Raw genomic sequence first — 26,093 nt, forward strand, 5'->3', positions numbered from 1 at the left:
AAACCTACTAGATTCTGCGCCGCTTATCCAGTCCTCTGTAGGCCAGCAGGGTCAAAAGCAGCCAATAACCCAATGTACCGCCGCCACCGCTGTTGGTTGGACTGCTCGTGGCCGGCGCATTAACCTGAATTGTGACGCTGTCGCTGCTGCTTACGCCGAATATATCTGTGGCGGTAAGTTGCAGGGTGATTTGGCCGGCATTACTGGGCGCAACAAAGCGGGTGATTAGACCGTCACTGGTGAGTTGTACTGAGGTTCCACTTGTTTGCTGCCAGGCGTAGGTTAAGTTGGCTTGATCGTCAGAGGCCGTGGCTTCCAGCAAATTCACCTGGGCGCGGGTATTTACCTGCATATCCGGCCCGGCATTAACACGAGGGGCCTGGTTGCTGTCATCATCCAGAATACTCAACTGCATAGTACTGGGTTGCCCAAGCGGCGTTTCTCCCACAGCTTGTAAAACCAGTTCGAGGGTTTCAACGGCTTCACTGAGGCTGTCATTGAGGGGCTGTAACTGAATGGTTTTTGGCGCGTTGTCTCCGTCTGCCCAGACCAGGGTATTGCTGGTTTGTTGAATATCTTCACCCACAGTAGCGGTTTGGCTGACCAGGCTGTAGTTAACACGTAACTCACCACTTTGCCCGCCGATACGCTGCACCTGCACATTGTAATTAGGCTGATTTTCCAGCATGGTCAGCGCGCTTTGACTAAAGGCAATTACACCTGGCGGCACTATGCCGGCAATGTCGACCCGGGTCAGGTTGGTTTGCCCAAGGGTGACACCGCTTCTAGGGTCAAATAAACGCACAAAAAAGCTCTCTGGCGGTTCGTTATCCAAGCTGTCTGGTTGAATCTGTAATTGAATGGTACGGGATGTCTGGTCGCTACCACTCCAGGTAAGGCGGCCACTGGTGGCGGTAAAATCCGCAGAAGTCGCCGAGCCTTCCAGTGTTTCGTAAGCCACATCGACCAGGCCATCAGCGGTGCGCTGCAGTTCTACGCTTAGGCTCAGGGTGAGTCCTTCTTCTGTGTTGACCTGGGCTTGACTCAAACTAACGCTGCCGAGGGGACTTTGGCGGCTATTGTCGCGCAATATATACAGCCCGGTGTTGATATCGCTGACCAGGATAAGGCCGCTCGGCAGAAAAGGATAAACACCCCAGGCACCATTGAAGGTGGTTTGGTCGCTGGTGGGGTAGGTATCAAAAAAGCCGGCTTCGGTCGGGTTGGCCGGGTCGCTGATATCCAGAATCGTCAGGCCGCGTTCGTAGTTAGACATATAGTAACGGTTGCCGCGCACAAAACCGTTGTGATCAATGGCTCGGGTTGGGCCTGTCCAGGTGCCAGCCAATTGCGGGGCCGTCAAATCACTGATGTCAAAAATCCGAAGTGTGGTGTTTAGCCCTAATCTGGCTTCATCCAACTCATCGTGTACCAGAATGTAGCCTTTATCTTCACTCCACCATCCGGAGTGGACATATTTGGCATCTTGATAGGTGGTGCTGCTGAGCTGCGTGGCTTCAGGTAATTTTTGCTGCCATAGCCGGAATTCGCCTTCGTTAAAGTCCAGTAAAACCAGGCACCCAAGCTGACTTTGCTCACATTGCGAGGTGGCCCGTTCATCCGTAATAACCAGGGATGCCGCATCATGGCTGTAGTCTTCACGCCCAGCACGAGGCGTGGTGTACTCCAGCGTTAGGTTGGTTGGGTCGGTAAGACTAAAACCATGCAAGGAGCCTGAGCGGTTATCGGCGCCACTGATATTAACCAGTGGTGTCTGGCCAGATAACGGAATATTCAGGCTGTAATCCACATTGCTGATGTAAACATTGTGCGCTGCATTGTGCAGTGCTTGGCGCTTGACCAAACTCACTCGCTCTGGCAATTGGTTTAGGTCAATGATGGTCAGACCTTCGGTGACTGAGTCGGCCGTGGCGTATGCGTAAGCTTGCCAGACGCCGAGCTGCGGTTCAAAGTATTGATAAACTTTGATATCTCGCCATAAAGTTGACTGCCCGCTGATATGCCCAACTACTGCGGGGTTTTCCGGATCGGCCAGGCTAACCACTGATACACCGTTGGCCAGTCCTATCAGAGCGTATTCTATGCCGGTATTTAAGTCGATATGCCCCCATATATCATTGGCTGATGATGGGTTGCCAAGGGCGCTAAGTGGCAGATGCCCGACCAAATCGACATTGCTGCAGCTATAACTTCCGGCCTTACCGTCCATGCATGCCTGCGCAGTTTGCTGCTGATTCAGCGACTGGATAGTTTGCAAGCTTCGCGTTACTTCAGCGGGGGCTGCCTGGTGGCGGTCTTGTAGGGCAATAAAGCCTTGCTCAGTAACAGGCTGCAGATATTCAGGGGGAATGCCACTTATAAATGTTGGATGGCTGTCGGGCGCCTGAGATTGATACAGATCGACACGGCTGTAGCCACCCTGGACCGGCACTAAGCTACTTAGCAATGCCAAAAGTTCCGGCTCTGCTAAGGCGTTGTAGCGTCCTGCTGCTACAAGCACTTTATCGCCCTTATTGGCCCGACTAACCGCATAGGCAATAGTTTGGCAAGGGCGCAAGCGATTGTCACACACGCCCTGATCTTTTCCATCCATGGCCACAAATCTGGCCTTATCGTGTTCGCTATGGCTTAAAGCGCCTTGACTGAATAGCGCAGAAACCAGCATCATAGGCAGAAGCAGTGGCCGCATTCTAAAACCTTAATAAAAATAGCAATATGACATTTAATCCTGTGGCAAACATAGCAGCATTTTTTCAACCTTTAAAACCTTCTGTCAGGGTTTTTCTGTTTGTGCTGTGTGGACCTCTTTTGCTAACGGGGTGCGGCTTTTTTATGCCATCCCACAAACTTCAGGTTGAGCTTCGCTTTGACGGCCGGGCTTTGCCTTGTGGCACGGCATTAAGCCTGCAAGGCGCACCCTGGTATCTGGAGCATTCTAAGTTTTACCTTAGTGAATGGCGGGACCAGAACGGCAAGGCGTTACCCTTAGTCAACAATAAGTGGCAGACCAGCGAGACTGTGTTGGTTTCCATTGAACAGCGTGAGTGTTGGCAGGATGGGGAGATGGCGGGTAACCACAAAGTTATCTTTGATAGCGAGGTGGATTTGTCTGAGGTGTCTGAGCTGCAGTTTGTGCTGGGGATCCCGTTTGCACAGAATCATCAAAACCCCTTGGCTCAACCCTCACCATTGAATTTGTCGAGCATGTTCTGGACCTGGCAAAGCGGTCATAAGTTCGCACGTATTGAACTGAAAGCTGTCGCAGATAGTTGGGCATTCCATCTTGGTAGCACCGGCTGTGACGCTGATTCAGCCATGCGTGCACCGGCTGAGGCCTGCGAGCATCCCAATTTACTGGTATTTAACCTTAAGCGCCCTAAAGGCAAGGCACAAACGCTGGTGTTTCATATAGATAGATTGCTGGAAGGCATCCGTGTGGGACAAGAAAACAGCTGTACCTTTCACCCGGATGAAAGTGCCACCTGTGAGCAGTTATTAGGAAATTTGCGGCAAGCCGTTATTGAGTGGATTTAAATGCGGCCTGCGGCGGCCCTTATTTTCACTTGGCTGTGGGTACTGGTTGCCTGTTCTCCTGCTGAACCTACCTATCAATGGAAATTGCCTCCTGGCTTTCCCGAGCCGGATGTTCCCGCCGACAACCCCATGTCTGACGCCAAAGTTGCCCTTGGACGCAAACTATTTTACGACCCCAATTTATCTGCCAATCAAGTCCAGGCTTGTGCCAGCTGCCATCAGCAAGCATTCGCCTTTGCCCAGCCTACCGCTGTGGCGGTAGGAAGCACAGGGGAGTTGCACAGGCGTAACAGCCTGGCGCTGGTCAATGTGGCCTACAATGCCACCTTAACCTGGGCTAACCCCAAACTGACGAAGCTGGAACAGCAGTTGTTGATCCCTTTATTTGGTGAACATCCTATTGAGTTGGGGATTAACAGCCATGACACAGAGGTGCTGGCGCGCTTTAGTGGTGACGACTATGCGCCGTTATTCAAGGCTGCCTTTGGTGACGACGCTGCCAGTTTTGAGCGTATTGTGATGGCGCTGGCGAGCTTTGTGCGCAGTCTGGTGTCGTTTGACAGTCCCTTTGACCGTTACGCTTATCAGATGCAGGACGATGCCTTGTCTGAGTCTGCCAAGCGCGGTATGGCCATGTTTTTTTCCGAACAGTTGGAATGTCACCATTGTCATGGCGGATTTAACTTTAGTCAGTCCAGCCGTCATGCAGAGCAGACGCTGATGTTGCGGCCCTTCCACAATACCGGTTTGTATGATGAAGATGAAAGAGGAGCCTATCCTAAATCTGATCAGGGACTGTATGAAGTGACCGGGCAGTTAAGGGACATGGGGAATTTTCGCGCGCCGACGCTTAGAAATGTCGCCTACTCTGCGCCTTATATGCATGATGGCAGTGTAAAAACTTTGTCAGAGGTGATTGAACTGTATGCAGCAGGAGGGCGCAGCCAAGGGCGGGATAATCCGCATAAGAGTGTGTTTATTAAGGGCTTTATTATTAGCGAGGAGCAAAAGCAGGACTTGCTGGCGTTTTTACACAGCCTGACCGATGACAACTTTCTGACCAATCCCGCGCATGCCCAACCCTGAATGCTGAATTCGAAAACCAAAGCTAAAACCCGGTTTTTTCTACTGAAAGTGGGTAAATTATGGGGTGCGAAGTCAGGAAAACTCTGATATCTTTTGGCCAATTACCAAGCCCATACTATAACAATAACGTCAGTTGCTACGAGGACGAACATGACTGAAAAGCCTTATTTGCTGAGTGGTCGTAATACCATCATTCACAAGTTGCGCAAGTTTGACTTGCTGGTTCTCAATGGTGATGACAATCCACCTATCCTGGTGACGCACAAAGGCATCAAGGAATTCACCGGCCAGGTTCCAGAGAGTAAACGCGACGCTAAGTTAATGGATATGGAGCTGCTGGATGTCACCTTGGGGGATTTCTTTGGTGAAGAAAAGATACTGCTGTTTATTCAAACCCTGAATGGTAAAGAATACAAAATTGACTATAGCAAAGTCGGTACAGAGTTGTTTATTCGTATTCATCAAGACAGCATCATCTGATAGACACTACTGCTGTTTTCAAAAAGGGCCTTTTAAGGTCCTTTTTTGTTGTTCTCAGGCTGTAACTTGTTTTCTCAGGAAGTGTTTTGGTTACATTTTTTGCTAATGAATTGAAAAATTATTTCAGGGAACGCCTGTTTTTGAGTTTTTGTCATTCAATACGGTCAATTCGTCACTTAGTCCCCCATTTGCTGCTTATCCCTCGCTAGACTTAGTATGTTGGCCTAGTGAACCAACCTGTACATATTTTATACATATGTATTGTTTCCCTGATTGGGGGTCTCTTTGGCCCCCGCTTTTCCGCCCAATCAGACCTAATGATGCGCTTTTAAGTGGTACTTGCTGCATAGCTTCGACAATGTATCCTTTTGTAATGGCTTGATCAGATAGTGTTTGGCCCCCGCTTTGACCGCCCGCTGTACCATGGCTTTTTGTTTGTTACCGGTAAGCACCGCCACCACTGTGTCACTGTTAATGCAATGCATGTTAGGAAGTTGGTCGGCAATGAGTAGGCCGTCAGTGTCAGGCAAGTTGATATCCATCAGAATTAAATCGAACTTCTTGGTTTGCAATAGCGCCAGGGCTCGTCTTCCGCTGGGGGCCCAGTCAAAGCCCAGTCCCATGCTTTCGATCAGCCTTTTACCCATCGTGGCGGCCAGGTTGTCGTCTTCCACCATTAAGATGCGGGACGCCCTGGCCTCATTATTGACCTGCAACTGCTGTGGATTGTCTTGCTCCTGCTCCTGTTCCTGCTGCTCAGGTACGGGGTCGGCAGTATTCTCTTCCGGTTGAGCAAGTTTCAGTAGCAACGCGTCCAGCAGGTGCAGCGTTCGGTGTTGCAAGCGGATCAGACTGGGTCTGAAACTGTTTTGCTGCAGTTCTTGCAGCAGCAAGCGTAATAAACCTATGTCTTCAGTGCTGACATCCTCCTTGGCCAGATGGGCATCAGCCTGAGCAATGGCCTGGTCGAATTGCTCTAGTAACGATTCAAATTCACAGCGCAGTTTACGTTTCCGCTCGACTCCTTCTTGTAGTGCTTGCAAAGGTCCATCCCCCTCTCCTTGCACTTGCAAGGGTAAGGCGACACTCGCTTTATGCAAGTTGATCCCAAGCTTTTCCAGCTGTGCATAACAAAGTGCGATAGGCCGGTGTAGTTCATACAGAGGGCGGGCGACAATGTAATCGTCAATTACTCTGCTTTGAAAATAGTTAAATGCCAGTTGTTCTTCATGTTTTGCACAAGCCACTAAAAAAGCGTGCCTGCATAGCTCTTCATCAGGTACTTCCAGAAGGCATTGATAATACAGTTTTACCGAGCTTTCCAGACTGGGGGTGGCAAGCAAAATGAGTTTATTAATCCCATCCTTTAGCCGGTTAATAAGTCTGCTTTTTGAGTTGGTGACTTCGTATACCAGTTCGGACTGCTTTAACACTTTTAGCAGCAATTCATCGTCTTTCGGACTAATGCAGTAGAGGAGCAAATGTGGTGGATTAGCTTCAGTCACGAGCAGTGTCTAACTGTTTTATAACTTCAGCCAAGGCGCACTGTGCTGCATAGCTATGCTGAGTGAAGTCAGCCAGCCACTTTTGTATAACATCGGAACCCAATTGTTTTGTGTCAACCAATTGCTCGCCTTGCTCACAGCAAAGGTGCAGTGGTCTGGCACCGTAATACAAACTGCTGCTTTTCAGACCGTGGGTCAGGGCCTTGAAATGCTGCCAATTGTTCAGCCGCACAGCTTCGACAATATCCTGATGCCGTTTTACCAAACTAGTGTAAAAAGTGCAGAGCAGGTCTTTTTCTTCTGCGTAGGTTAGATGGCCTGCATGTTGAGATAGCTTAGACAAATCTATTGTCATATTCGCCTCCATGCTTATCACCTGAATTGAAAATTTAGGTAGGTAAATAGGCACTAACAATAAGTGTCAGTGATCTTTTCTAAAAATCAACCTCAGTTGTGCAGTTTCAACGCAAATAGGCTCTGTATCAGTGCTTTTTCACCTCGGTATCGGGTATAAGCAAGTGCAAAGCACGGCTGTGTTGGTATGAGCTGTGCTAAGTTGCTAAGATTATTCTTTGTTAATTAAAGAGAAACTTGCTATCAATAAATTGAGGGGCAACAGGGCCGTTGCGTTGTGCCAGTTTATGGACAGAGTTGTAATCCATCAGAATCTGCAGGTTTTCCTCTATGTTCTCTGTACTGATTTGTGACGACTCACAAGTAGCGCGTAAACAAGTTGCCAAATGCCTTCCACAAGACTGGGAGGTCGCGGTACATTTTGCCCGTCATGGTGAAGAAGCGGTAACGGCCTTGGCTGAGGGAAAGGGTCAACTGCTGTTATTGGACTTGAATATGCCGGTTATGGATGGCTACCAAGTCTTGGAGCATATTCAGCAGGCTGGGTTGCAAACCGCTGTTGTGGTGATTTCCGGCGACGTTCAGCCGGAGGCTCACGAGCGTGTCAAACGGCTCGGGGCTCTGGATTTTATCGAGAAACCCATCAAGCCTGAAGTGCTCCGTAATTTGCTGATTAAGCATCAGTTGTTTGTCCGGGAAGCCGCTCAGCCAGCCCCTGAATTAGACCGGCTGGATCCTGCGCTTCGTGACTGTTACCAGGAAATTACTAATATTGCCATGGGCCAGGCCGGCGACCATCTGGCACGCATCCTTAACGTCTTTGTCAAACTTCCCATTCCGAATGTAAACCTGATTGAAGCGTCTGAACTGCTGATGATGCTGCAGGATATTGAAGATAAAGAAACCGTGTCTGGTATATGTCAGGGGTTTGTTGGCCCAGGTGTCTGTGGGGAGGCGTTGTTTATTCTGAGTGATTCCAGCTTCAATGACGTGGCTAAAATCCTCAATATCGAAGAGGAAGTAGACGACCGGGTGCAGTTGGAACTGCTGATGGATGCTGCCAATATCCTGATTGGTACTTGTTTGAATGGGCTGGCCAACCAATTGGATGTACATTTTAGCCAGGGCCACCCGGTAGTGCTGGGGCAGCATCGCAATATCACTGAGTTGATTAATACCAATCGCACCCGCTGGCGACGCACGCTGGCAATTGAGTTGAGCTATGGGCTTGAAGGATACAAGGTGCAATGTGACCTGATTTTGCTTCTCACTGAAGAGTCACTCAAGGTATTGAACAACAAACTATCCCATCTGTTGGAGGACTGACCATGAGTAACGCCCTGCTAAGCGACATGACAGAGTTCCACTGGATGATGGATATGTTGCAAACCGTAGATGTCGGTTTGGTGGTGTTAGACAGACATTTTAAGGTAAAGCTGTGGAATGGTTTTATGGAGAGCCATTCGGGTTTGCTGCCCAGTCAGGTGCGAGAGAAGTGCTTGTTTGATCTGTTTCCTGAAATAGACCAAAAGTGGTTTACCAATAAAAGCCGCCCCGTGTTTGAACTGAGAAACCGTGCATTTATCATCTGGGAACAACGCCCTTATTTATTGCGGTTTTCTAACTACAGACCATTAACCGGCACCGAAGATTTTATGTATCAGAATATCACCTTGTCTCCGCTGGCCAGTACTACGGGGCAGGTCGACAATATTTGTATGATGATCTACGACGTAACGGATGTGGCAGCCAGCAAAAAACTGCTTGAGTCCACCCAGGTAACACTGAGTGAATGGCAAGAGCGTACTTAACCCGGATGTCAGTTATGCCGATTACCCCATTTTTTATCCTGCTGGTCTGCTGACCCTATGCCAACAACTTATGTCGAGGCAAAATAGTCAGCGTAATGGTTAATGGGATCCACAACGTGAAATGGTGTGTTGTGCTGCTTGGGCTGCTGGGCTTACCTGCTCAGGCGGCGTTTAAATGTGAAGCTGACCTGCAATACGGTTTAGCGGTGAATGACCGCTATATTCGTGTGATCAATTCTTCCCGCACGCTTTACCAAATTAATCAAAGTAAGCAGTTGATTGTGCGCGGTGAATGGGTTGAGCTGCCACCTGAGCAACAGGATATGCTTCAGGAGCTGGCTGATGGTCTGCATTATGCCGTGCCTAAGGTAGTGTTATTAGCCAGTGAAGGGGTGGACTTAGCCATAGGCGCAGTTGATCACGTTTATGTGGGGCTGGTTGGCAGCGATCATGAGAGCTATGAGCGTTTACAGAAGGCCTTGTGGCGGGTTAAACAAAAGGTCAAAACCAAGTTTATTCGAGCCAGTGACAACTACTACATTGGTCCCCGCAGTTTAGAAAATGTCGACGAACTGATGGACAACCAGTTAGAAAGCCAGATTGAGGAAGCCTTGACTACCTCGGTAGGTGGCATTCTGTCTGCTATAGGTGGATTACCAGCGCAAGGTGATGAAAATCTGGAAAAACGTATGGAGATGCTGTCTGCCAAGCTTGAGAATATGGGGGCGGAGATAGAAAAGCACATCGCCCCACAAGCCAACAGTCTGCGACTGAAAGCAGAGTGGTTTTGCGATGAAATGAAGCGTTTGGACGGCGTAGAGGAAGAGCTACGCCAAACGGTACCCGCTCTGGCTCCCTACGATTTAATTGTCACCGGTCAGGCAAAGCCGCTTAAGTAATACCTAAGGCTAGACGATATTAATCTTGTCTGATAAGACTAAAAACATGATATTTATAATGTTTATTGTAAATGTTTTAGATTAGGATTAAGCGCTAAGTGCCAAAGGTCACTCAGGAGCGGACATGTTTCAAGAACTCTATCATTTCATAGAGAAGACCTTCTTCTTTACCCTCAGCCGCAAAATTATCGGCAATCTGGCTTTCCTGTATCTGTTTCAGGTGCTTGCCTTGTGGCTGGCATTCTCTGATGCTAGTTGGGCTCAATCATCGGTCTTGCATATTGTCTTGGGTGTGATGAGCGTACTGGTGTTTCTGTTTACCCTGTTTTATATGAATTACCTGATTGTGCGTCCGGTTCGTGCAATGGTGAAAAATCTGGACGAGATTAATCACAGGCAGGGGGATCTTTCCGGACGTTTGCCTGCGTTTACCCATGATGAATTCCGCCAATTGTCGGATGGTTACAATGCCTTTGTGGATAATCTGTCACAACTGCTTAAGGGAATAGGTAGCCAGGCTGCCAGCGCCAGTAGTAAGAACCAACAGGTATTGCTTAAGGTGAACAACGCCTCGGCCAATGCCAGGCGTCAGGACAAGATCAGTGATGAGATCTTTGCCTCTAGCAAGCAAGTCAATGATGAAATTCAGGCGATTGTCACACGTACTGACGAAGTGGCTGACGCCACCCGGGATAATCTGGGCGCTGCCCAGTCTTCAATGACCAGACTGGTTCAGTTGTCACAGGATGTAGGTGATATCGACAGCTTGCTCAAAGAGTTCGACAACACTGTCGGCGGTATGAAGGAAAATGCCGACAATATTCGCAACATCCTGAAAATGGTGCAGGAATTTTCCGATCAAACCAACTTGCTGGCACTTAATGCTGCCATTGAAGCTGCGCGTGCAGGGGAAGCGGGACGAGGCTTTGCCGTAGTGGCTGACGAGGTTCGCACCTTATCGGTGAAAGTGAACGAAGCAACCGGCCAAATCAATACCTTCATTAACCAAATGGAAGGCTTGGTTAAGAACACCCAGCAAGAGTCATCAAAGCTAACCGAAGTGGCGAACAAAGCGCAAAGCGATATTTCACATACCAATGATCAGTTTGGTCAAATGGTTGAACAGCTTGAGCTGAATACAGAACGTCTTGCCGCCATTGGTGAGTCTGTGCACGCTCTGCGTCGTACCTACGATGCAGCACATGAATCTGTGGCGAATATCTCGACGTTAGGCGCCGAGATTCGTTATGACATGCAGCAGGTTGAACAGGAAATTCAGGAGCTGAAAGTCGAAACCGAGACCACCCAGAAACAATTGCAGCGCTTTGTCTAGGTGACAGCCCACTCAGGCTTGTCTTAGATTCCGAAACTTTGCGAATATCCAGCCGCCAGCTAACCCTGTGGCGGCTTGGGTAAGCAAACCCAATGCGCCTCTGGCTCCGGCAATCAGGGTAATATCCATAATCGGCTGCATGGCCAGGTGGATGCATAGCAGGGTGACAAAACCTGCTAAGGGATATAAAAACACAGCGTTAATGGAGAAACGTCTACTCAGCCATCCGGCTATACTGAAGGCCAAAAGCAGGCCAATGGCAATTATCAGCCCATAGGTGGGCAGTAATCCCCACCAATCACTTAAACTCATTTGCAACCTGTCTGTTAGCGCAATCTGAATACCTTGCCCGGTCAGGCCCGCCAGAACAAACTGGCTGTGCATCAGGCTGGCCAGGCTAAAGCAGCCAAGCCACGCCAGAAGAAAACGAATGATCAAGAAACGCGTTCGCATGCTGCTCTCCCATGCAGAGTAAAGATTATTCACCATATCTATGCAACGACATTAACCCGTATAGCAAACTAGTTTATGGTTATGTCAGCATCTTGCCATCCACAGACAAGGAGATACAGGCCATGCATAAGATTTATCAAATTACGTTGTTGTTAATGGTTGGAATGTGTCTGGGACGGGTATCAGCCACGGAGCAGCCGTTTGGGGATTATCAGATCAGGGTGCTGGCAGACAATCTGGCCTTTCCCTGGGCCGTGACGCAATTACCGGACGAGCGCTTGCTGGTGAGTGAGAAAGGCGGTCGGTTAGTCCTGCTCAGTGCGGATGGTGTGGTGACGCCTGTAGGCGGAGTGCCGGAGGTGTTTGCTAAAGGGCAGGGCGGCTTAATGGATGTGGTGCTGCATCCTGACTATGTCAAGAATGGCTGGCTTTACCTGAGTTTTGCCCAAGGCAATACTCAAGCAAACCATCTGCAGGTTGTCAGGGCTCGCCTGGATAACGAACGTCTGGTTCAAATTGAGCCTGTATTCACTGCTACCCCAGATAAGGCCACACCAGTTCACTACGGAGCCCGAATGGCTTTCCTGGGCGACCAATCACTGGTCATCGCCAGTGGTGATGGGTTTGATTATCGTGAACAGGCGCAAAATCCCGCTAATCATCTCGGCAAGCTGGTTCGCCTCAAGGATGACGGTAGCCTGCCTGCTGATAATCCCTCGTTTCATCAGGGAAGCACAGGACTCTATACACTGGGGCATCGGAATCCCCAGGGATTGGCTTGGGATCCGGTGCGTGAGCAGCTATTTGCCAACGAGCATGGCCCAGCTGGTGGAGATGAGATCAATCTGATCCAAGCCGGAGAAAATTACGGCTGGCCGGTAACCACGCTCGGCAAAGATTATTCAGGGGCTAATATCAGCCCGTATAAAACCTATCCTGGCATGCAACCCCCTTTGGTGGATTGGACACCTTCCATTGCCCCTTCTGCGCTGGTGGTATACCGGGGAGCCATGTTCAAAGAGCTGGAGGGCGACTTGCTTTCCACCACGCTTAAATCAAAGGAAGTACGCCGCGTGATTTTATCCGGGCAACAGGTGGTTCGTCAGGATAGCTTGTTCAATGAGCTGGAAAGTCGTCTCAGAGACATTCATATCGGTAATTACGGTCAGATCTATCTACTCACTGATAGCGCTCAAGGGCAATTACTTGTGGTTGAGCGTTAGAGGCTTTTTGCTTAGGAATGCGCTGGTATTAAAAAATGTCACAAAACTGTCATGAAAACGTCATTTTGATGCATACTTGCAACAATAATAGTTGTAGGTTCGTGTATGGACAAAAAGTATTCATTTTCCGTCATTCGCAGGTTAGCTTATGCCGCAGGGTTGAGTTTACCGGCTTTTTCTAATGCTCTTGCCGAGCCATTTACCTTTTATGGAAAGTTGAACCTCTCTTACCAGTATGCTGATGAAGGTGAGGGAAACTTCAGTGATTTAAAGAGTAATTCATCAAGGTTGGGCGTAAAGGGTGAGTTGGCACTACAAGATGATCTGACCGCTTTCTATCTGCTGGAATGGCAGGTGGATCTGGCGGATTTGTCGGGTGACGATAATATCACCTCCCGCAACCAGTATGTTGGTTTACTTGGTAATTGGGGGGAAATTTCCCTCGGACGTCAGGATACCGCACTTAAGATGGCGCAGGGGAAGCTGGATCAGTTTAATGATCTGGAAGGCGATATTAAGAACCTGTGGCGGGGCGAGAATCGTCCCGGCGACACTATGACTTACCGCAGCCCCAAGTGGCAGGATCTGCAATTTACCGGTACTTTTATTGCTGGCGAAAAAGATGGCCCCTCTACCTATTCTGCTTCCATCGCCTACGGTGATGCCGGATTAAAATCCTTGCCTTGGTATCTGGTAGTCGCTAACGACAGCAATGTGGCTGGTTATGATATTCAGCGTTTAGGTGGTCAATATAAGCTGGACGATTGGGTTGTCGGTGCTATGGCGCAGCGTCAGAAGAGAGAATCCGATGGTGACTCGAGAAATGGCTGGTTGCTGAGCAGCGCCTATACTCTTCAACAACTAACTCTGAAAATGCAATATCAGGAACTGGAGCAGGACTGGAGTTTGTCAGCTGGTGTTGATTATCCGCTAGCCAAGCAAGTGAAGCTTTATGCTTTTCTAACCCGTCAGGACAAACAGGAGTTACCCGACAAAGATTGGCTGGGGTTAGGCTTGGAATTTCGTTTTTAAGCACGTTTTTCGTTCCGCACGTTTTGTACGGTAGGTAAAGTGCAGCATGGACAATTTGCACTGACTCTGGATTGATAAACCGGCCGGAAAGCCGGTTTATAACGGTTTTCCAAAATCTGCCTGACCAGCAGATGGAGTAAGTAGCCATGACTATTAAGAATCGTCTCTTCAGTAATGCGGCTATCGTTTTAGTCGCCATCATTCTGATGTTTTTACTGTCCCGTTACGCTTCCTCAACCTTAAATCATCTTGCCAACACCCTGGCACAAGCTGAGCAGTTGAATGCCAGTATGTTAATGCTACGGCGTCATGAGAAAGACTTTCTGGCCAGAAAAGATATGAAGTATATCGAGCGCTTTGATACCGAGATGGGCAGATCGGTGGCGTTAATCGATAAATTGCGTGCAGCCTATCAGCAATTAGATCTGGCTGATCTGGAATTGCAGAACCTAAAACAGACATTCTCGGCTTACGGCGATGGTATGCATAAGTTAGTCGAGCAGCAGCAACTTATCGGTCTGGATCACAAGGATGGCTTGTACGGTGGTTTGCGGCAGGCGGTGCATGGTATTGAGCAGGAACTTAAAAGTGCCAATACCGATGCTCTGCTAGTGGATATGCTGCAACTACGCCGCAATGAAAAAGACTTTATGTTGCGCCGCGACATAAAGTATCTGCAAGACTTTCACAGCAATGCCGATGTATTCAACCTGCATATTTCTCAAAGTGCGTTGAGTCCCGCGCAGCAGCAGGCGTTACTGTCACTTCTGAAAACCTACGTTATGCAGTTTGAGCAGTTAGTTAGCGCCGAGGAGAGCATCGGCTTGGATGAGCAGGCCGGCATTCGTGGGAAACTCAGACAAACCATCCAAAGTACCGAAGCGGTATTGGAATCCGTCGTTGAGCATACAAGGGACGAGATCCAGTCCGCTGTCGAATTCAACAATTTGATGGTGACTACCTTAACCTTGTTTATTGCCTTTTTGGTAGCTGCACTGGCGTGGTTAATTGCCCGCAGCATCATTATCCCCATACAGAATGTGAGTCGTACCGTACACCGCATCCGCAATGAGAATGACTTTACCCTGAAACTCGAGGTAAAAGGACGCAATGAACTGGCCGACATGGCGGTAGACCTTAATCGTTTGGTGGAGTCGTTTCGTAATGTGGTGATAGAGATTAACCGCTCGGTCAACATGCTCAATGAAGCCTCTACTGAGCTGGCACAAAGTGCTGAGCAGACCGCTAATGATATGTCTAGTCAATTGCAGGAAACCGATATGGTGGCAACGGCCGTGACGCAGATGAGCCATACCATTGATGAAATAGCACTTAATACCGAGAACACTGCCGGTAAGGCCAGGGACAGCAGTCACTATGCGTCAACCGGCGCCGGAGAGGTGCAGGCGAGTGTTAGGCAGATCCGCGAGTTGGCCACCCAATTGACTGAGTCAGCGGGTGCGGTTGGCGAATTGGAGAAGGAAAGTCAGGTTATCGGCTCGGTACTGGATGTGATCCGCGGCATTGCTGAGCAGACCAATTTGTTGGCACTTAATGCTGCCATTGAGGCGGCCAGAGCTGGAGAACAAGGCCGTGGCTTTGCCGTAGTGGCTGATGAAGTGCGTAACCTGGCGATTCGCACTCAGCAAAGTACCGAAGAAATTACCACCATTGTGGGCAATTTACAGCGTCGCACGCAGTCCATCGTACATTTGGTAGATAGCAGCCATGGCAAAGGGCAGGAAGCGGCTGAGCGAGCCAGTACAGTGGGTGACTTGCTAAGTAGTATTATCGGTGACCTGAACAGTATTATGGAAATGGCAACCCAGGTTGCAACAGCCATTGAAGAACAATCCAGCGCGGCCGCTGAGGTGGGTAAAAATGTGGTGCAGATTCGCGATCTGGCGGAACAGGTCAATGTCGCCTCTATTCATAACAAACAAGCCAGTGAAATGGTTGCTGAACAGGCGGCTAACTTAAAAACGTCGGTGAATAGGTTTAGGGTATAAGCATTTATATGGGGAAAGAAAAGGAGGACACGGCAGCGAGGCCGTGTCCGCAAAACGCTTAGTTGCAGGCGTCTTTCAGAGCTTTACCAGCTTTGAATGAAGGCAGCTTGGAGGCAGCGATCTGGATAGTTGCGCCCGTCTGAGGGTTACGACCAGTGCGAGCTGCACGCTCAGATACTTTGAAAGTACCGAAACCCAGGATGGCAACTTCGTCACCACTGGACAGCGCTTCAGTCACAGCACCAGTGAAGGCGTCGATAACACGGCCAGCAGAGGCTTTGGAGATGTCGGCGCGCTCAGCGATAGCATTGATCAGATCAGTTTTGTTCATTGAATGCTTCCTTTTGTTTTATGTTGATAATGAGCTGGAGATACGCTACCCCAGACTCAATTCATTGGCGATGTTTGTGAGGTATATTCCTGAGACGCTGAGTCAGCATTTCTATACCTCAACGTGCCATCGGCACAGTTCTTTACTTGTTCGTTAACATCATCGCTATCCGTTATCGGATAGGGTGATTCTGCCGGACAGGTATGACACTACGGTTAACAGCCGCTGCCATTAACGCACAACCAGCCGGATCCCGCAACCTTGCAAGTATTCGGCTTGCAGTTCCAAGTCTGCCACCACTAGAGGCGCATTCTGCAACCAGTCGTTGGCAAATTCCAGTAATAACTTATCTTGCTTGGCTTTTGCCTTGATTTGGGGCAAAAAATCGTCCAATCGCTTGATATTTAGCACCACGCCAAGTTGCAATATACAAATAAGTCGTTGCACCTGCTCGTTGCGGTACTGAGAAAACTCCGGGAAATCGGACGTCTTTATCTTTTTGCGATGAAAACGTACCAAGGTTGCCAGCAGGTCTTGCTGTTCCTGATTAAAGCCCGGTAAATCAGCATTCTGGAGTATATAACCGGAATGTCGCTGGACGCCACGGGAATTTATCTGTAACCCCACTTCGTGCAACAACGCGGACCAGCCTAACAGGCTTTGTAACTCCTCGTGCTTAATATCCCAATCCTCAGCCACCTGATGGTATAAGACCATAGTGGTATTCAGCACGCGCTTGGCCTGTTCGGTATCCACGTCGTAACGAACTGCCAGGCTCTCGGCGGTGCGTTCACGAATATCCTGATGCTCCAGGCGGTCTTCCATTTCATAGATGACCCCTTCACGCAGCGCCGCCATGGAAAACTCCATCAACTGAATATCCAGGCTTTCAAAAATGGCCAGCAGAATAGCCAGACCGGCAGCAAAGATAGGTTTGCGGTCGTCCCCCAGCTCTTTGAAATTGAGCTTATCGAGCTGCTCAGCTTTGACGCATGCGTCTACTAATTTACGCAGTTCATTGCGTGATAGGGTACCGTTTTTCAGATCAGGATTAATTTCTTGCGCCAGGCTAATAATGGTTTTGATGGTGCCTGAGGTGCCGATACACACATCCCAGCCAAGCTGGCGATAGCGACGGTCAATCATTTCCAGCTCTTGCTTCGCGGCCATGATGGCGCGGTTAAAGGCTTTGCTCTTAAGCTCGCCATTTTTAAAGTAGCGCTGGGTAAAGCTGACGCAGCCCATTTGCAGGCTGCGCATTAGAACCGGCTTAAAACCTTTACCAATAATAAATTCGGTACTACCACCACCGATATCTACCACCAGGCGTTGCCCATTATCCTCGGTGGTATGAGCGACACCCTGATAAATCATCCGCGCTTCTTCCACCCCGGAGATAATTTCAACCGGGTAGGGCAATACACGTCGTGCGGCCCGGATAAAGTCCCGGGCATTGTGCGCTTTTCTCAGTGTGTGGGTAGCAACAATACGTACCGAGTCAGGTTTAAAGCCGCGCAGGCTGTCGGCAAACTGCTCCAGGGCAGCAATGCCTCGGTCAATGGCCGGCTGGTCCAGATAGCCATCTTTATCCAAACCGTCGGCCATCCTGACCCGTTGTTTTACTTTATAGAGAATTTGCAGACTGCCCGCATTAATGCGGGCAACCACCAGGTGAAAACTATTGGAGCCAATATCCAGTGCTGCCACATGGGTGACATTTCTGGCTTCGACATCGGAAAATGCGTTGGCTAATTGATTCATTGAGTCTGATTGTTCATTTCCAGAGCTTTCAGATAATCGTAGATTTCTACCTGTGAGCGCAACTTTTTCCTGTTTCCACGACGCACATATTTATTGGTTTGTTCCTGGTCTATCACCCTGGCCTTGATGGTATCCCTGAACTGGATCAGCAAAATATCCAAAACCCGTTTTTTCAGCACAGGGTCCAGAATTGGGCAGCCCACCTCAATACGGTTGTCCATGTTACGGGTCATCCAGTCGGCCGAGGAAATAAATACTTTCTGGTCGCCACCGTTTTCAAATACCATGACCCGTGGGTGTTCTAAGAATCTGTCTACCACACTAATGATGGATATGTTTTCACTCAAACCTTTCACCCCTGGCACCAGAGAGCACATCCCCCGCACTATGGCGCGGATCTTCACCCCTGCTTGACTGGCCCGATAAAGGTCGTCAATCAGTGGAATATCTACCAGGTTGTTTACCTTCAGCAGTATTTGCGCTTTAAGTCCTTCCTTGGCGTTTTGTACTTCCTGACGGATGAGCAACTGAATCTTGGTTCTGGCATTAACCGGGGATACCTGTAAATGCTGGAACTTAAAGCGTCGATAGGGATATTGGATAAAATCAAACACATCCACTGCTTCCTGTGCCAGCTCTTGGTCACGGGTAAACAGGCTGAAGTCGGTGTAAATTTTGGCGGTTTTCTCGTTGAAGTTGCCGGTGCCGAAGTGGGCGTAATGTATTAGTTGACCATGTTCTTCGCGGCTTATCACGCAAAGCTTGGAGTGGATTTTCAAGGTGGGAATACCCAAGATAACCTTGACACCCGCATCGGTCATCATTTTGGACCATTCGATATTGTTTTCTTCATCAAAACGCGCGCGCAGTTCCACTACGACCGTGACCTGCTTGCCATTATTTATCGCGTCAATCAGCGAGTTAACAATGCGTGATTTACTCGCGACCCGATAAATATTCAGGCGAATATGCTTCACACTGGGGTCGAAGGCGGCCTGACGGACAAACTCGGTCAGGTGCAGGAAGCGATGATAGGGGTAATACAGCAGGATATCCCGCTTACTGATAGCGTCGAACACCGTATGGTGATCGGCAAATTCTCTGGTGTTGATAGCCGGTAGCGGCGGGTTTTCCAGATATTCCCTGCCCACATTGGGGAAGCCGATAAAGTCTTTAAAGTTACGGTAAGCGCCACTGGCAATCAGGCTGTCGTAGCTGGATATCTTCAGTTGCTTTTTGAGGAAGTCCAACATGTCTTGCGGCATATCACCGTCATATACAAAGCGCACCGGCTCTGCAATCAAGCGCTGCTTCATACTTTCAGACATTTTTTCTACGTAGCTTTCATCAATCTCGTCGTTAATGCGATATTCCGCATCCCGAGTCATCTTGAAGGAATAAGCTTCGAGCATATCAAATTCGATAAAACCGCGGAAAATCTGTTCCAGACACAAATTGATAATGTCATCCAGCAGCACAATATGCTTCTTCTTACGACTTTTTTCCGGTGGGATAAGCACGAAGCGAGACATATATTCAGTCGGCACTTCCAGCAGGGCGTACTGGGTTTTCTGCTCTTCCTTGCGAATGGCCACGAACAGGTATGTGGCCGCGTCGTTTAACCTGTCTACCAGCTTTACCTTATTACTCAGCAGTACTGGTGCCATGTAGCGCAAGATCTTGTTCTGGAAATAACTCCTGAGCCACTGGGTTTGGTAGTTGTCCAGTTCATCTTTGCCGATCAGATAGATCTGGTATTTAGCCAAACGTGCCACCACCTCGGCATGGATGCGCTCAAAATCGTCCGTCATCACCAGCACTCGTTCCTGGATTTTGTCCATTAACTGTTTGGTTTGCGCTGCGGCTTCCTGATTCTGATCGTTCAGGTGGATATAAATCTGGCGTTTTACATCAGCCACCCGTACCCGATAAAACTCATCCATGTTGTTAGAGTAAATACCCAGAAAACGAATCCGTTCAACGATGGGATTGCGTTTGTCGGCGGCTTCCTGCAGCACTCGCTGGTTAAAGGCCAGCCAGCTTAATTCCTTGGGGTAATAGATTGTGTTGATACTCATCATCTAGGCTACGGCTATCGAAAATTCGCAAAATTCTAGCAATACTGCCAGCGGGTTAATGTGAAGCTTTTATGACGGGCTATTGCCAGTCGATATCCACAATCAAATCGTTGGCAATTTGCTCCAGGGCATCACCTAAGGGATCAGTGTCGAAATCTTGTGGAATGTCGATGATGACCTGAGCCTTAAACAGGTTGCCTCCCCAGTTAGGTGCAGGCTCGCAGTGTGAAGTAAAGCGCACAATGTTCAGATTGAATTGATGTAGCACTTTGGTCAGCTCCTGCACTATGCCGGGTTTGTCATTACCCATAATTTCCACTGCCACCTGGCGGGTTGTGCTGGATTGGGGCTCTACCCCTTGCATCAGACGGATATTCAATTCCGGCATGGCGTCCAGCTGAGTGAGCAGGGGCTGAACCTTATCTTTTGGCAACTGCACTTGCACAAACCCGGTAAAATGTCCGGCCATGTGTGCAAAGTTGCTGGATAACCAGTTGCCCTCTAATTGCCTGACCGTGCGAGATATTGCCTCCATGATGCCGGGTTTATCTTTGCCTATCAGTGTGAAAATAACGGTATCCATGCTGTTCTCCTGTGCAACGAAGGGGCGGGCGGTTGGCATCGCAGATGGCTTCACCGCCGAATGACCCAACTATAATCCACAAGCGCTCTGGCGGCGAGTAAAGATCACCAGAGTAGTCAAAGCGTTAGTAATTGGCCCAAACGGCCTTTACAATGTCGCCAGCTCAGCGTTCCAATGGTTGTATCGTGCAAATTGATTACCCAAACCCATCGTCAAGCTTACGACGGCGTCGCACCCGGGATCGGCTGGCCGCACGCATTATTACCATAGGTGGCTGGACAGTACTGGCTACCCTGGCGATGCTCATATGGCATTTGCTGTATGTCACTATTCCACTGTTACAGTCACCTTCTTTACAGCCGGGAGCCGTATGGCAGTTACCCCAAGAGCAGGTGTTGTTGCTGGAAGACTTGCAACAGGAACGCGCACTTATTACCCGGGCAGCTGATTGTCAGCTCGGTTTTTTTCAGGTTCAGCCCAATCACGGTGAGGGGCTGACGCCGCTTAAACATGTGCCAATCAGTTGCCAGACTCAGGTTAAAGCCAAACATCATCTTGGCGGGCGTTATTTGTTTATGCTTGGGGCTGATGGCATGTTGCGGGTTGAGCGACTAACCCGAGTAGGGGGGCAGGTACTGCGTGAGCCTCAGATGTCGCTGTTCATCCCTGACTTGCCCACCACGCTTAATGCTCATCAGTGGCAGGTTGCCTTGTCTGACGATTGGCTGGGGCTGGCGGTGCAAAGCGCCGGAAAATGGCGGGTATATTGGGCATCCAGACAAATGCCGACGCAGCTTAGCCAACTTGAGTTGCCCCTATCGGGTATGCCGACCTTGCTACCCTCCATCCGCACAGCTGTGCAGGTCGACCACCAGCAACTACTGTTTACCGATATGAGCAGCAGTTTCACAGCCAAGTTAAATCAACCCGCCGCAACCATTCTGGCCTTTCCTGGCAGCAAAGCCTTTTTGCTCAATTACGCCGATGGCCGTATCGAAAAGTGGTCGGCGTTTAATGATGGCGGTCATTTCCGTTTTCGGCCTATCTATGCCCTGGAAGAACACTTGGCAATCAGCCAGTTGCAGATGGCACAAGGCAAGGATTTGGGTATGTTGCTTGGTGCCCAGGGGCAACTTTGGCTGTTTCTGAGTAGTTCAGGAGAGACCATTCTGCGCACTAAGGTGGCGTCAGATGCGCAGGGCATGTGGCTGGTTAATGAGCGCCTTTATGTTTGGGGGCCGCAGAGTGTGCAGCAGTGGCAGGTGGACAATATCAGCTCCATCATTAGTTTTGAACGGCTATGGCAGAAGGTGTGGTACGAAGGCTATGCCGAGCCTGCTTATGTGTGGCAGTCATCGGCAGCCGAAGATGTCAGTCAGGCCAAATACAGTTTGGTGCCTTTGGTAATAGGTAGCCTGAAGGCTGCCATTCTGGCCTTGATTATTGCCATTCCGCTGGCCGTCGGCGCCGCTATTTATACGGCTTACTTTGTGCCGGCTCGCTTACGCAACTGGCTGAAACCCGGTATTGAACTACTCGAGGCTGTGCCCTCTGTGGTAATTGGTTTTATTGCCGCAATTTGGCTTATCCCCATAGTGGAAGACTACCTGTTGGGGATGTTGATGTTTTTGCTGTTGTTGCCGGTGTCGTTGTTTGCGCTGGCCATGTTGCAGCAGCCCTTATCTCGCGGATTATCCATACGCTGGCAGTCAGGATGGGAACTACTGCTGCTGGTGCCTGTGGTTTTGCTATTGGCCTGGGGAGCCTTTGTGCTGGGCGGTGAAGCGCAGAGCTGGCTGTGGCCTGAGGGCTGGTTTCCTGGACAGGACAATCACAGCAGCAAAAATGCCCTGGTTGTTGCACTAGCACTGGGAATTGCCATAGTGCCGAGCATCTATTCTTTGGCCGAAGACGCTATTTTTGAGGTGCCGGGGCATTTACGCCAGGCCTCTTTTGCGCTGGGTGCTACCCGCGCGCAAACCTTGCGTAGAGTAGTACTGGTGGCTGCTTATCCAGGGATTTTTTCCTCCATTATTCTGGGCTTATCGCGGGCATTTGGCGAAACTATGATAGTGCTGATGGTCACGGGTAATACCCCAGTGGCTGACTGGGACATTTTTGCTGGCATGCGATCCTTGACGGCCAATATTGCCATTGAGTTACCCGAGTCGGAGGTTAACAGTATTCACTATCGTGTGCTGTTCTTTACCGCCTTGCTATTGTTCGGTTTTACCTTTGTTATCAATACCCTGGCGGAGCTGGTCAGGGGCAGACTGCGGAAGCATTATCAAAGTGTTTAAGCATTTCTTGTTGAACAGGCAAAAAGAGGGCCTGCCCATTGTTGGCGGTGCGGCACTGGTGGCCATCATCCTGCTACTGCTGTGCGGCATGGTGGGCATTATGCTGGTTAAAGGGATGCAGCATTTCTGGCCGGCGCCTTTGTACGAGGTGACTTATCAGGACGCCAAGGGCGAGCCAAAAAGTATGTATGCCTCCTTGCTGTCGAAAGATTTCACCACCACCGGCGGACACAAACGTTGGCTGTTCAATCAGGCTCGCTTGTATCAGTTCAGTGATCAGCAGCATCTGTTGGAAGAACAGCAAATTCTGCGCATGCAAACCTTGCCTGAGTTGATCGATATTCAACTGCGTAGCGGCAACCGACTCTTTGCCAGACTGTTGGGGGTTAATGACGGTGAATCGCCGCTGCCTCTTGCGCAGTTGCCCGAGCTTTTGGATAAGGTTAGCGCAGAAGTGGCGGCGATTTCTGAAGTCGAGCAAGGCAGACTGGCGGCTATCCACCAACAGATTGCGCAATATAACCGTCGGGCCGTTGAGGACGAAGCCCCTGCCAGGGTCAAACTTGAGCAGGAATTTTCCACCTTGATGGCGAGTCTGGATGCGCGTCGCAAAACCCTGGCGCAAATACGTTTGTTGTTAGTATTTGATACGGGTGAGCATTACCATTTGCCCCTGGCCGATGTGGAAAAATACTTACAGATCAATCAGCAGGGCAATCTACAAAAGTTTGCCACCTTTTTGGGCAACGTCTGGGAGTTTGTCAGCGATACGCCGAAGCGGGCTAACAGCGCCGGTGGGGTCTTCCCCGCTTTATTTGGTACAGTGGTGATGGTATTGCTGATGACGGTGATCGTTACTCCGCTAGGGGTGATGGCGGCCATTTACCTCAATGAGTATGCCCCGAATAATTCTGTTACCTCCCTTATCCGCATCGGCGTAAATAACCTGGCTGGTGTGCCTTCCATAGTGTATGGGGTATTTGGCTTAGGTTTTTTTGTTTACCAGGTGGGCGGTAACATCGACAAATTGTTTTTTAGCGAGCATTTACCGGCGCCTACCTTTGGTGCGCCAGGCATTTTCTGGGCGGCCCTGACCATGGCCATGTTGACTTTACCTGTGGTGATTGTGGCCACAGAAGAAGGCTTGAGGCGGGTGCCGGATAGTTTACGCCAGGGCAGTTATGCCCTTGGCGCTACCCAGTTTGAGACCTTATGGCGTACGGTAATCCCTATGGCCAGCCCGGGTATTATGACCGGCGTGATCCTGGCCATAGCACGCGGCGCGGGGGAAGTGGCGCCTTTGTTATTGGTCGGTGCGGTAAAGTTTGCACCTACCTTGCCGGTGGATATGGAGTTTCCATATCTGCATCTGGACCGACAATTTATGCATTTAGGTGTGCTGATCTATGACGGCGCATTTCACAGCAACAGTATTGGCCATGGCTCGTCCATGATGTTTGCCTCGTGCTTATTGTTGTTATTGGTGGTGTTGAGCCTGAATATTGTTGCCGTAGTGGTGCGCGCCAAGTTGCGCCGCCAGTATCAGGCTATGGCAGGGCAGGGGTAATGACAGAGTTAGTGCATTATGTTTGAGTATTTTGACCTTTCACGGCAAGGCTTGGAATTAGAAAACCTGCAGGATGAGCAGGTGGCCATCGACGTGCGCGATTTGACCCTGACCTTTGGTGCCAAACGGGCCTTACACAATATCAGTCTGAAAATTCCCAAGCGCCATGTTACCGCACTGATTGGCCCCAGTGGCTGCGGGAAATCCACCTTGCTGACCTGCTTTAACCGGCTGAATGATTTAGTGCCAGAGTGTCGGGTGGACGGTGAAGTGCTGATAAACGGCAGGAACATCTACAACCGCAAAGAGGATGTGGCACTGCTGCGTCGGCAGGTGGGCATGGTGTTTCAAAAGCCCAATCCGTTTCCCATGTCGATTTATGAAAATCTGGTATATGGACTTAAAATTCAAGGGGTTAAGGACAGGCGTACACTAGATAATGCGGTGGAGCAAGCCCTTAAAGATGTGGCATTGTGGCGGGAAGTAAAAGACCGTTTATTCGAGTCGGCGCTGACCTTATCCGGTGGCCAGCAGCAGCGCTTGGTGATTGCCAGGGCCATTGCCCTGCAGCCAGAAATTTTGCTGCTCGACGAGCCCACCTCGGCTTTAGATCCGATTTCCACCCTGACCATTGAAGAGCTGATCACCCAGCTTAAAGAGAAATACACCGTATTGATTGTGACCCACAATATGCAACAAGCAGCTCGGGTATCGGACTTCACCGCGTTTCTGCATCAGGGCCATTTGATTGAGTACTCGGATACTGACCGCTTGTTTACCCGGCCCAAACAGCAACAAACCGAAGAGTATATTACCGGCCGTTATGGCTAAAATGACGAATATCAGAGTGATGGACAATATTCCTCAGAACGTGGCGTTCGGGGACATATAACAGAATTTGCAAACTCGAAACTCGAAACTCGAAACTCGAAACTCGAAGAGGTCACGATGCAACAGATAAAACTCAATACCCATATATCCGGGCGTTTTAACCAGGAGCTGGAAAACCTGCGTAACTCGGTGCTGACCATGGGCGGAGTGGTCGAACAGCAGCTATGTGATGCCATCAGTGCCCTGCGAGATAATAATCGCGCGCTGGCTGAAAAGGTCATGCTCAATGATTTAATGGTTAACAATATGGAAGTGCAGATTGATGAGGAATGCACCCGGATTATTGCCAAGCGTCACCCCGCCGCCAGCGATTTACGCCTGGTTTTAGCGATTAACAAAGCCACTGTGGATATTGAGCGTATCGGTGATGATGTCGAACGAATCGCCAAACTGATCGTGAAAGGCAATTTACCCGTGTCCGAAGACATCAAAAACGGTATGATCGCGACCGGCAATCATGTGATGGAAATGTTGCGTCAGACTTTAAACGCTTTTGCGCGTCTGGATGCCGATGCAGCCCTGGCCATTCACATTGGCGATCAGGAAATAGATGAACAATACAAGCAACTGTTAACCCAGGCCGTTGCCGAGATGCAGCAGGAGCCGGAAGCCCTGCCACAGTGGCTGGATATTCTGTGGGCAATGCGGGCTTTAGAACGCGTTGGCGACAGGTGTAAACACGTTTGTGAGTATATAATCTATTTGGTCAAGGGCAAGGATGTCCGGCATATCTCCCGTCAGGCAATGCAGGAGAAATTGCAGGAACTAAGGTAGATACGACAGCATTGTCATAAAACTGAAATATTTCGTTCATATTCTGTGGTGTATCATGCGCCACCACG

22 protein-coding genes are annotated in these 26,093 nt (G+C 49.6%); 14 read left to right on the forward strand and 8 right to left on the reverse strand.

Annotated elements, in window-relative coordinates; genetic code table 11:
- Nucleotides 1–7 precede the first annotated feature (7 nt).
- Entirely contained in the window at nucleotides 8–2,710 is a 2,703-nt protein-coding gene (locus J0A65_RS02505; protein ID WP_206592552.1) for a choice-of-anchor B family protein, read from the reverse strand.
- A 143-nt stretch (nucleotides 2,711–2,853) separates the two neighbouring features.
- On the opposite strand from J0A65_RS02505, the gene J0A65_RS02510 reads away from it, so the two are divergent.
- The 3 genes from J0A65_RS02510 (at nucleotide 2,854) to J0A65_RS02520 (ending at nucleotide 5,121) form a co-directional block, all read left to right on the forward strand.
- Nucleotides 2,854–3,555 carry an MbnP family copper-binding protein gene (locus J0A65_RS02510; RefSeq protein ID WP_206592553.1) on the forward strand — a complete coding sequence of 234 codons (702 nt, stop codon included), beginning with the start codon at nucleotides 2,854–2,856 and terminating at the stop codon, nucleotides 3,553–3,555.
- Complete coding sequence (locus J0A65_RS02515) at nucleotides 3,556–4,641, forward strand: methanobactin export MATE transporter MbnM (protein ID WP_206592554.1); 1,086 nt, start codon at nucleotides 3,556–3,558, stop codon at nucleotides 4,639–4,641.
- Nucleotides 4,642–4,791: 150 nt separating this feature from the next.
- On the forward strand, nucleotides 4,792–5,121 hold the full coding sequence (locus J0A65_RS02520; RefSeq protein ID WP_206592555.1) for a hypothetical protein: 330 nt from the start codon (nucleotides 4,792–4,794) through the stop codon (nucleotides 5,119–5,121).
- Between the two features lie 314 nt (nucleotides 5,122–5,435).
- Here the strand turns inward: J0A65_RS02520 and J0A65_RS27795 are convergent, their stop codons facing one another.
- Nucleotides 5,436–6,626: a response regulator gene (locus J0A65_RS27795; RefSeq protein ID WP_206592556.1), complete on the reverse strand. Its 1,191-nt coding sequence runs from the start codon at nucleotides 6,624–6,626 to the stop codon at nucleotides 5,436–5,438.
- Complete coding sequence (locus J0A65_RS02530) at nucleotides 6,619–6,981, reverse strand: Hpt domain-containing protein (RefSeq protein WP_206592557.1); 363 nt, start codon at nucleotides 6,979–6,981, stop codon at nucleotides 6,619–6,621. The genes J0A65_RS27795 and J0A65_RS02530 overlap by 8 nt, the downstream gene beginning before the upstream one ends.
- Nucleotides 6,982–7,310: 329 nt before the next feature.
- Between J0A65_RS02530 and J0A65_RS02535 the strand changes: the two genes are divergently transcribed.
- The 4 genes from J0A65_RS02535 (at nucleotide 7,311) to J0A65_RS02550 (ending at nucleotide 11,023) form a co-directional block, all read left to right on the forward strand.
- Entirely contained in the window at nucleotides 7,311–8,306 is a 996-nt protein-coding gene (locus J0A65_RS02535) for a response regulator (protein WP_206592558.1), read from the forward strand.
- A gap of 2 nt (nucleotides 8,307–8,308) precedes the next feature.
- Nucleotides 8,309–8,791 carry a PAS domain-containing protein gene (locus tag J0A65_RS02540; RefSeq protein ID WP_206592559.1) on the forward strand — a complete coding sequence of 161 codons (483 nt, stop codon included), beginning with the start codon at nucleotides 8,309–8,311 and terminating at the stop codon, nucleotides 8,789–8,791.
- A gap of 116 nt (nucleotides 8,792–8,907) precedes the next feature.
- Entirely contained in the window at nucleotides 8,908–9,690 is a 783-nt protein-coding gene (locus tag J0A65_RS02545; protein ID WP_332874288.1) for a YggN family protein, read from the forward strand.
- A gap of 124 nt (nucleotides 9,691–9,814) precedes the next feature.
- Complete coding sequence (locus J0A65_RS02550; protein ID WP_206592561.1) at nucleotides 9,815–11,023, forward strand: methyl-accepting chemotaxis protein; 1,209 nt, start codon at nucleotides 9,815–9,817, stop codon at nucleotides 11,021–11,023.
- Nucleotides 11,024–11,035: 12 nt separating this feature from the next.
- Here J0A65_RS02550 and J0A65_RS02555 read toward each other — a convergent pair whose 3' ends face one another.
- On the reverse strand, nucleotides 11,036–11,476 hold the full coding sequence (locus J0A65_RS02555; RefSeq protein WP_206592562.1) for a hypothetical protein: 441 nt from the start codon (nucleotides 11,474–11,476) through the stop codon (nucleotides 11,036–11,038).
- A 122-nt stretch (nucleotides 11,477–11,598) separates the two neighbouring features.
- Between J0A65_RS02555 and J0A65_RS02560 the strand changes: the two genes are divergently transcribed.
- From J0A65_RS02560 to J0A65_RS02570, 3 genes are all read left to right on the forward strand, one after another.
- Entirely contained in the window at nucleotides 11,599–12,699 is a 1,101-nt protein-coding gene (locus J0A65_RS02560; RefSeq protein ID WP_206592563.1) for a PQQ-dependent sugar dehydrogenase, read from the forward strand.
- Nucleotides 12,700–12,804: 105 nt separating this feature from the next.
- The gene (locus J0A65_RS02565; protein ID WP_206592564.1) at nucleotides 12,805–13,731 is read left to right on the forward strand and encodes a porin; all 927 of its coding nucleotides are present in this window, start codon (nucleotides 12,805–12,807) and stop codon (nucleotides 13,729–13,731) included.
- Between the two features lie 146 nt (nucleotides 13,732–13,877).
- Nucleotides 13,878–15,740, forward strand: a complete 1,863-nt coding sequence (locus J0A65_RS02570; RefSeq protein WP_206592565.1) for a HAMP domain-containing methyl-accepting chemotaxis protein — start codon at nucleotides 13,878–13,880, stop codon at nucleotides 15,738–15,740.
- 58 nt (nucleotides 15,741–15,798) lie between these two features.
- Here the strand turns inward: J0A65_RS02570 and J0A65_RS02575 are convergent, their stop codons facing one another.
- The 4 genes from J0A65_RS02575 to J0A65_RS02590 all read right to left on the reverse strand — a co-directional run bounded on the left by J0A65_RS02575 (nucleotide 15,799) and on the right by J0A65_RS02590 (nucleotide 20,493).
- Nucleotides 15,799–16,071, reverse strand: a complete 273-nt coding sequence (locus J0A65_RS02575; RefSeq protein WP_188692109.1) for an HU family DNA-binding protein — start codon at nucleotides 16,069–16,071, stop codon at nucleotides 15,799–15,801.
- Nucleotides 16,072–16,302: 231 nt separating this feature from the next.
- Nucleotides 16,303–17,832, reverse strand: coding sequence for an exopolyphosphatase (gene ppx, locus J0A65_RS02580; RefSeq protein ID WP_206592566.1), 1,530 nt, complete (start codon nucleotides 17,830–17,832; stop codon nucleotides 16,303–16,305).
- Nucleotides 17,829–19,910, reverse strand: coding sequence for a polyphosphate kinase 1 (ppk1, locus tag J0A65_RS02585; RefSeq protein ID WP_206592567.1), 2,082 nt, complete (start codon nucleotides 19,908–19,910; stop codon nucleotides 17,829–17,831). Before ppk1 ends, ppx begins: the two co-directional genes overlap by 4 nt.
- Before the next feature lie 79 nt (nucleotides 19,911–19,989).
- Complete coding sequence (locus tag J0A65_RS02590; protein ID WP_206592568.1) at nucleotides 19,990–20,493, reverse strand: glycine cleavage system transcriptional repressor; 504 nt, start codon at nucleotides 20,491–20,493, stop codon at nucleotides 19,990–19,992.
- A 185-nt stretch (nucleotides 20,494–20,678) separates the two neighbouring features.
- Here J0A65_RS02590 and J0A65_RS27800 point away from each other — a divergent pair, with 185 nt between their 5' ends.
- The 4 genes from J0A65_RS27800 to phoU all read left to right on the forward strand — a co-directional run bounded on the left by J0A65_RS27800 (nucleotide 20,679) and on the right by phoU (nucleotide 26,025).
- Nucleotides 20,679–22,793 carry an ABC transporter permease subunit gene (locus tag J0A65_RS27800; RefSeq protein ID WP_206592569.1) on the forward strand — a complete coding sequence of 705 codons (2,115 nt, stop codon included), beginning with the start codon at nucleotides 20,679–20,681 and terminating at the stop codon, nucleotides 22,791–22,793.
- A complete protein-coding gene (gene pstA, locus J0A65_RS27805) occupies nucleotides 22,786–24,360 on the forward strand; it encodes a phosphate ABC transporter permease PstA (RefSeq protein ID WP_206592570.1) in 1,575 nt (524 codons plus the stop codon). Before J0A65_RS27800 ends, pstA begins: the two co-directional genes overlap by 8 nt.
- Before the next feature lie 18 nt (nucleotides 24,361–24,378).
- Nucleotides 24,379–25,191, forward strand: coding sequence for a phosphate ABC transporter ATP-binding protein PstB (pstB, locus tag J0A65_RS02605; RefSeq protein ID WP_206592571.1), 813 nt, complete (start codon nucleotides 24,379–24,381; stop codon nucleotides 25,189–25,191).
- Between the two features lie 117 nt (nucleotides 25,192–25,308).
- Nucleotides 25,309–26,025, forward strand: a complete 717-nt coding sequence (phoU, locus tag J0A65_RS02610) for a phosphate signaling complex protein PhoU (protein ID WP_206592572.1) — start codon at nucleotides 25,309–25,311, stop codon at nucleotides 26,023–26,025.
- Nucleotides 26,026–26,093: the final 68 nt, after the last annotated feature.

The organism is Bowmanella yangjiangensis, from assembly GCF_017255015.1.
Lineage (GTDB): Bacteria > Pseudomonadota > Gammaproteobacteria > Enterobacterales > Alteromonadaceae > Bowmanella > Bowmanella yangjiangensis.

What these genes read in the sequence shown, in the direction of transcription:
- J0A65_RS02530 (WP_206592557.1), bottom strand. Translation starts at nt 6,981, where the DNA reads ATGACAATAGATTTGTCTAAGCTATCTCAACATGCAGGCCATCTAACC.
- J0A65_RS02535 (WP_206592558.1), top strand. Translation starts at nt 7,311, where the DNA reads ATGTTCTCTGTACTGATTTGTGACGACTCACAAGTAGCGCGTAAACAA.
- J0A65_RS02560 (WP_206592563.1), top strand. Translation starts at nt 11,599, where the DNA reads ATGCATAAGATTTATCAAATTACGTTGTTGTTAATGGTTGGAATGTGT.
- phoU (WP_206592572.1), top strand. Translation starts at nt 25,309, where the DNA reads ATGCAACAGATAAAACTCAATACCCATATATCCGGGCGTTTTAACCAG.
- J0A65_RS02590 (WP_206592568.1), bottom strand. Translation starts at nt 20,493, where the DNA reads ATGGATACCGTTATTTTCACACTGATAGGCAAAGATAAACCCGGCATC.
- ppx (WP_206592566.1), bottom strand. Translation starts at nt 17,832, where the DNA reads ATGAATCAATTAGCCAACGCATTTTCCGATGTCGAAGCCAGAAATGTC.
- ppk1 (WP_206592567.1), bottom strand. Translation starts at nt 19,910, where the DNA reads ATGAGTATCAACACAATCTATTACCCCAAGGAATTAAGCTGGCTGGCC.
- J0A65_RS02520 (WP_206592555.1), top strand. Translation starts at nt 4,792, where the DNA reads ATGACTGAAAAGCCTTATTTGCTGAGTGGTCGTAATACCATCATTCAC.
- J0A65_RS02510 (WP_206592553.1), top strand. Translation starts at nt 2,854, where the DNA reads ATGCCATCCCACAAACTTCAGGTTGAGCTTCGCTTTGACGGCCGGGCT.
- pstB (WP_206592571.1), top strand. Translation starts at nt 24,379, where the DNA reads ATGTTTGAGTATTTTGACCTTTCACGGCAAGGCTTGGAATTAGAAAAC.
- J0A65_RS02515 (WP_206592554.1), top strand. Translation starts at nt 3,556, where the DNA reads ATGCGGCCTGCGGCGGCCCTTATTTTCACTTGGCTGTGGGTACTGGTT.
- J0A65_RS02555 (WP_206592562.1), bottom strand. Translation starts at nt 11,476, where the DNA reads ATGCGAACGCGTTTCTTGATCATTCGTTTTCTTCTGGCGTGGCTTGGC.
- J0A65_RS02575 (WP_188692109.1), bottom strand. Translation starts at nt 16,071, where the DNA reads ATGAACAAAACTGATCTGATCAATGCTATCGCTGAGCGCGCCGACATC.
- J0A65_RS02570 (WP_206592565.1), top strand. Translation starts at nt 13,878, where the DNA reads ATGACTATTAAGAATCGTCTCTTCAGTAATGCGGCTATCGTTTTAGTC.
- J0A65_RS02540 (WP_206592559.1), top strand. Translation starts at nt 8,309, where the DNA reads ATGAGTAACGCCCTGCTAAGCGACATGACAGAGTTCCACTGGATGATG.
- J0A65_RS02565 (WP_206592564.1), top strand. Translation starts at nt 12,805, where the DNA reads ATGGACAAAAAGTATTCATTTTCCGTCATTCGCAGGTTAGCTTATGCC.
- J0A65_RS02505 (WP_206592552.1), bottom strand. Translation starts at nt 2,710, where the DNA reads ATGCGGCCACTGCTTCTGCCTATGATGCTGGTTTCTGCGCTATTCAGT.
- J0A65_RS02550 (WP_206592561.1), top strand. Translation starts at nt 9,815, where the DNA reads ATGTTTCAAGAACTCTATCATTTCATAGAGAAGACCTTCTTCTTTACC.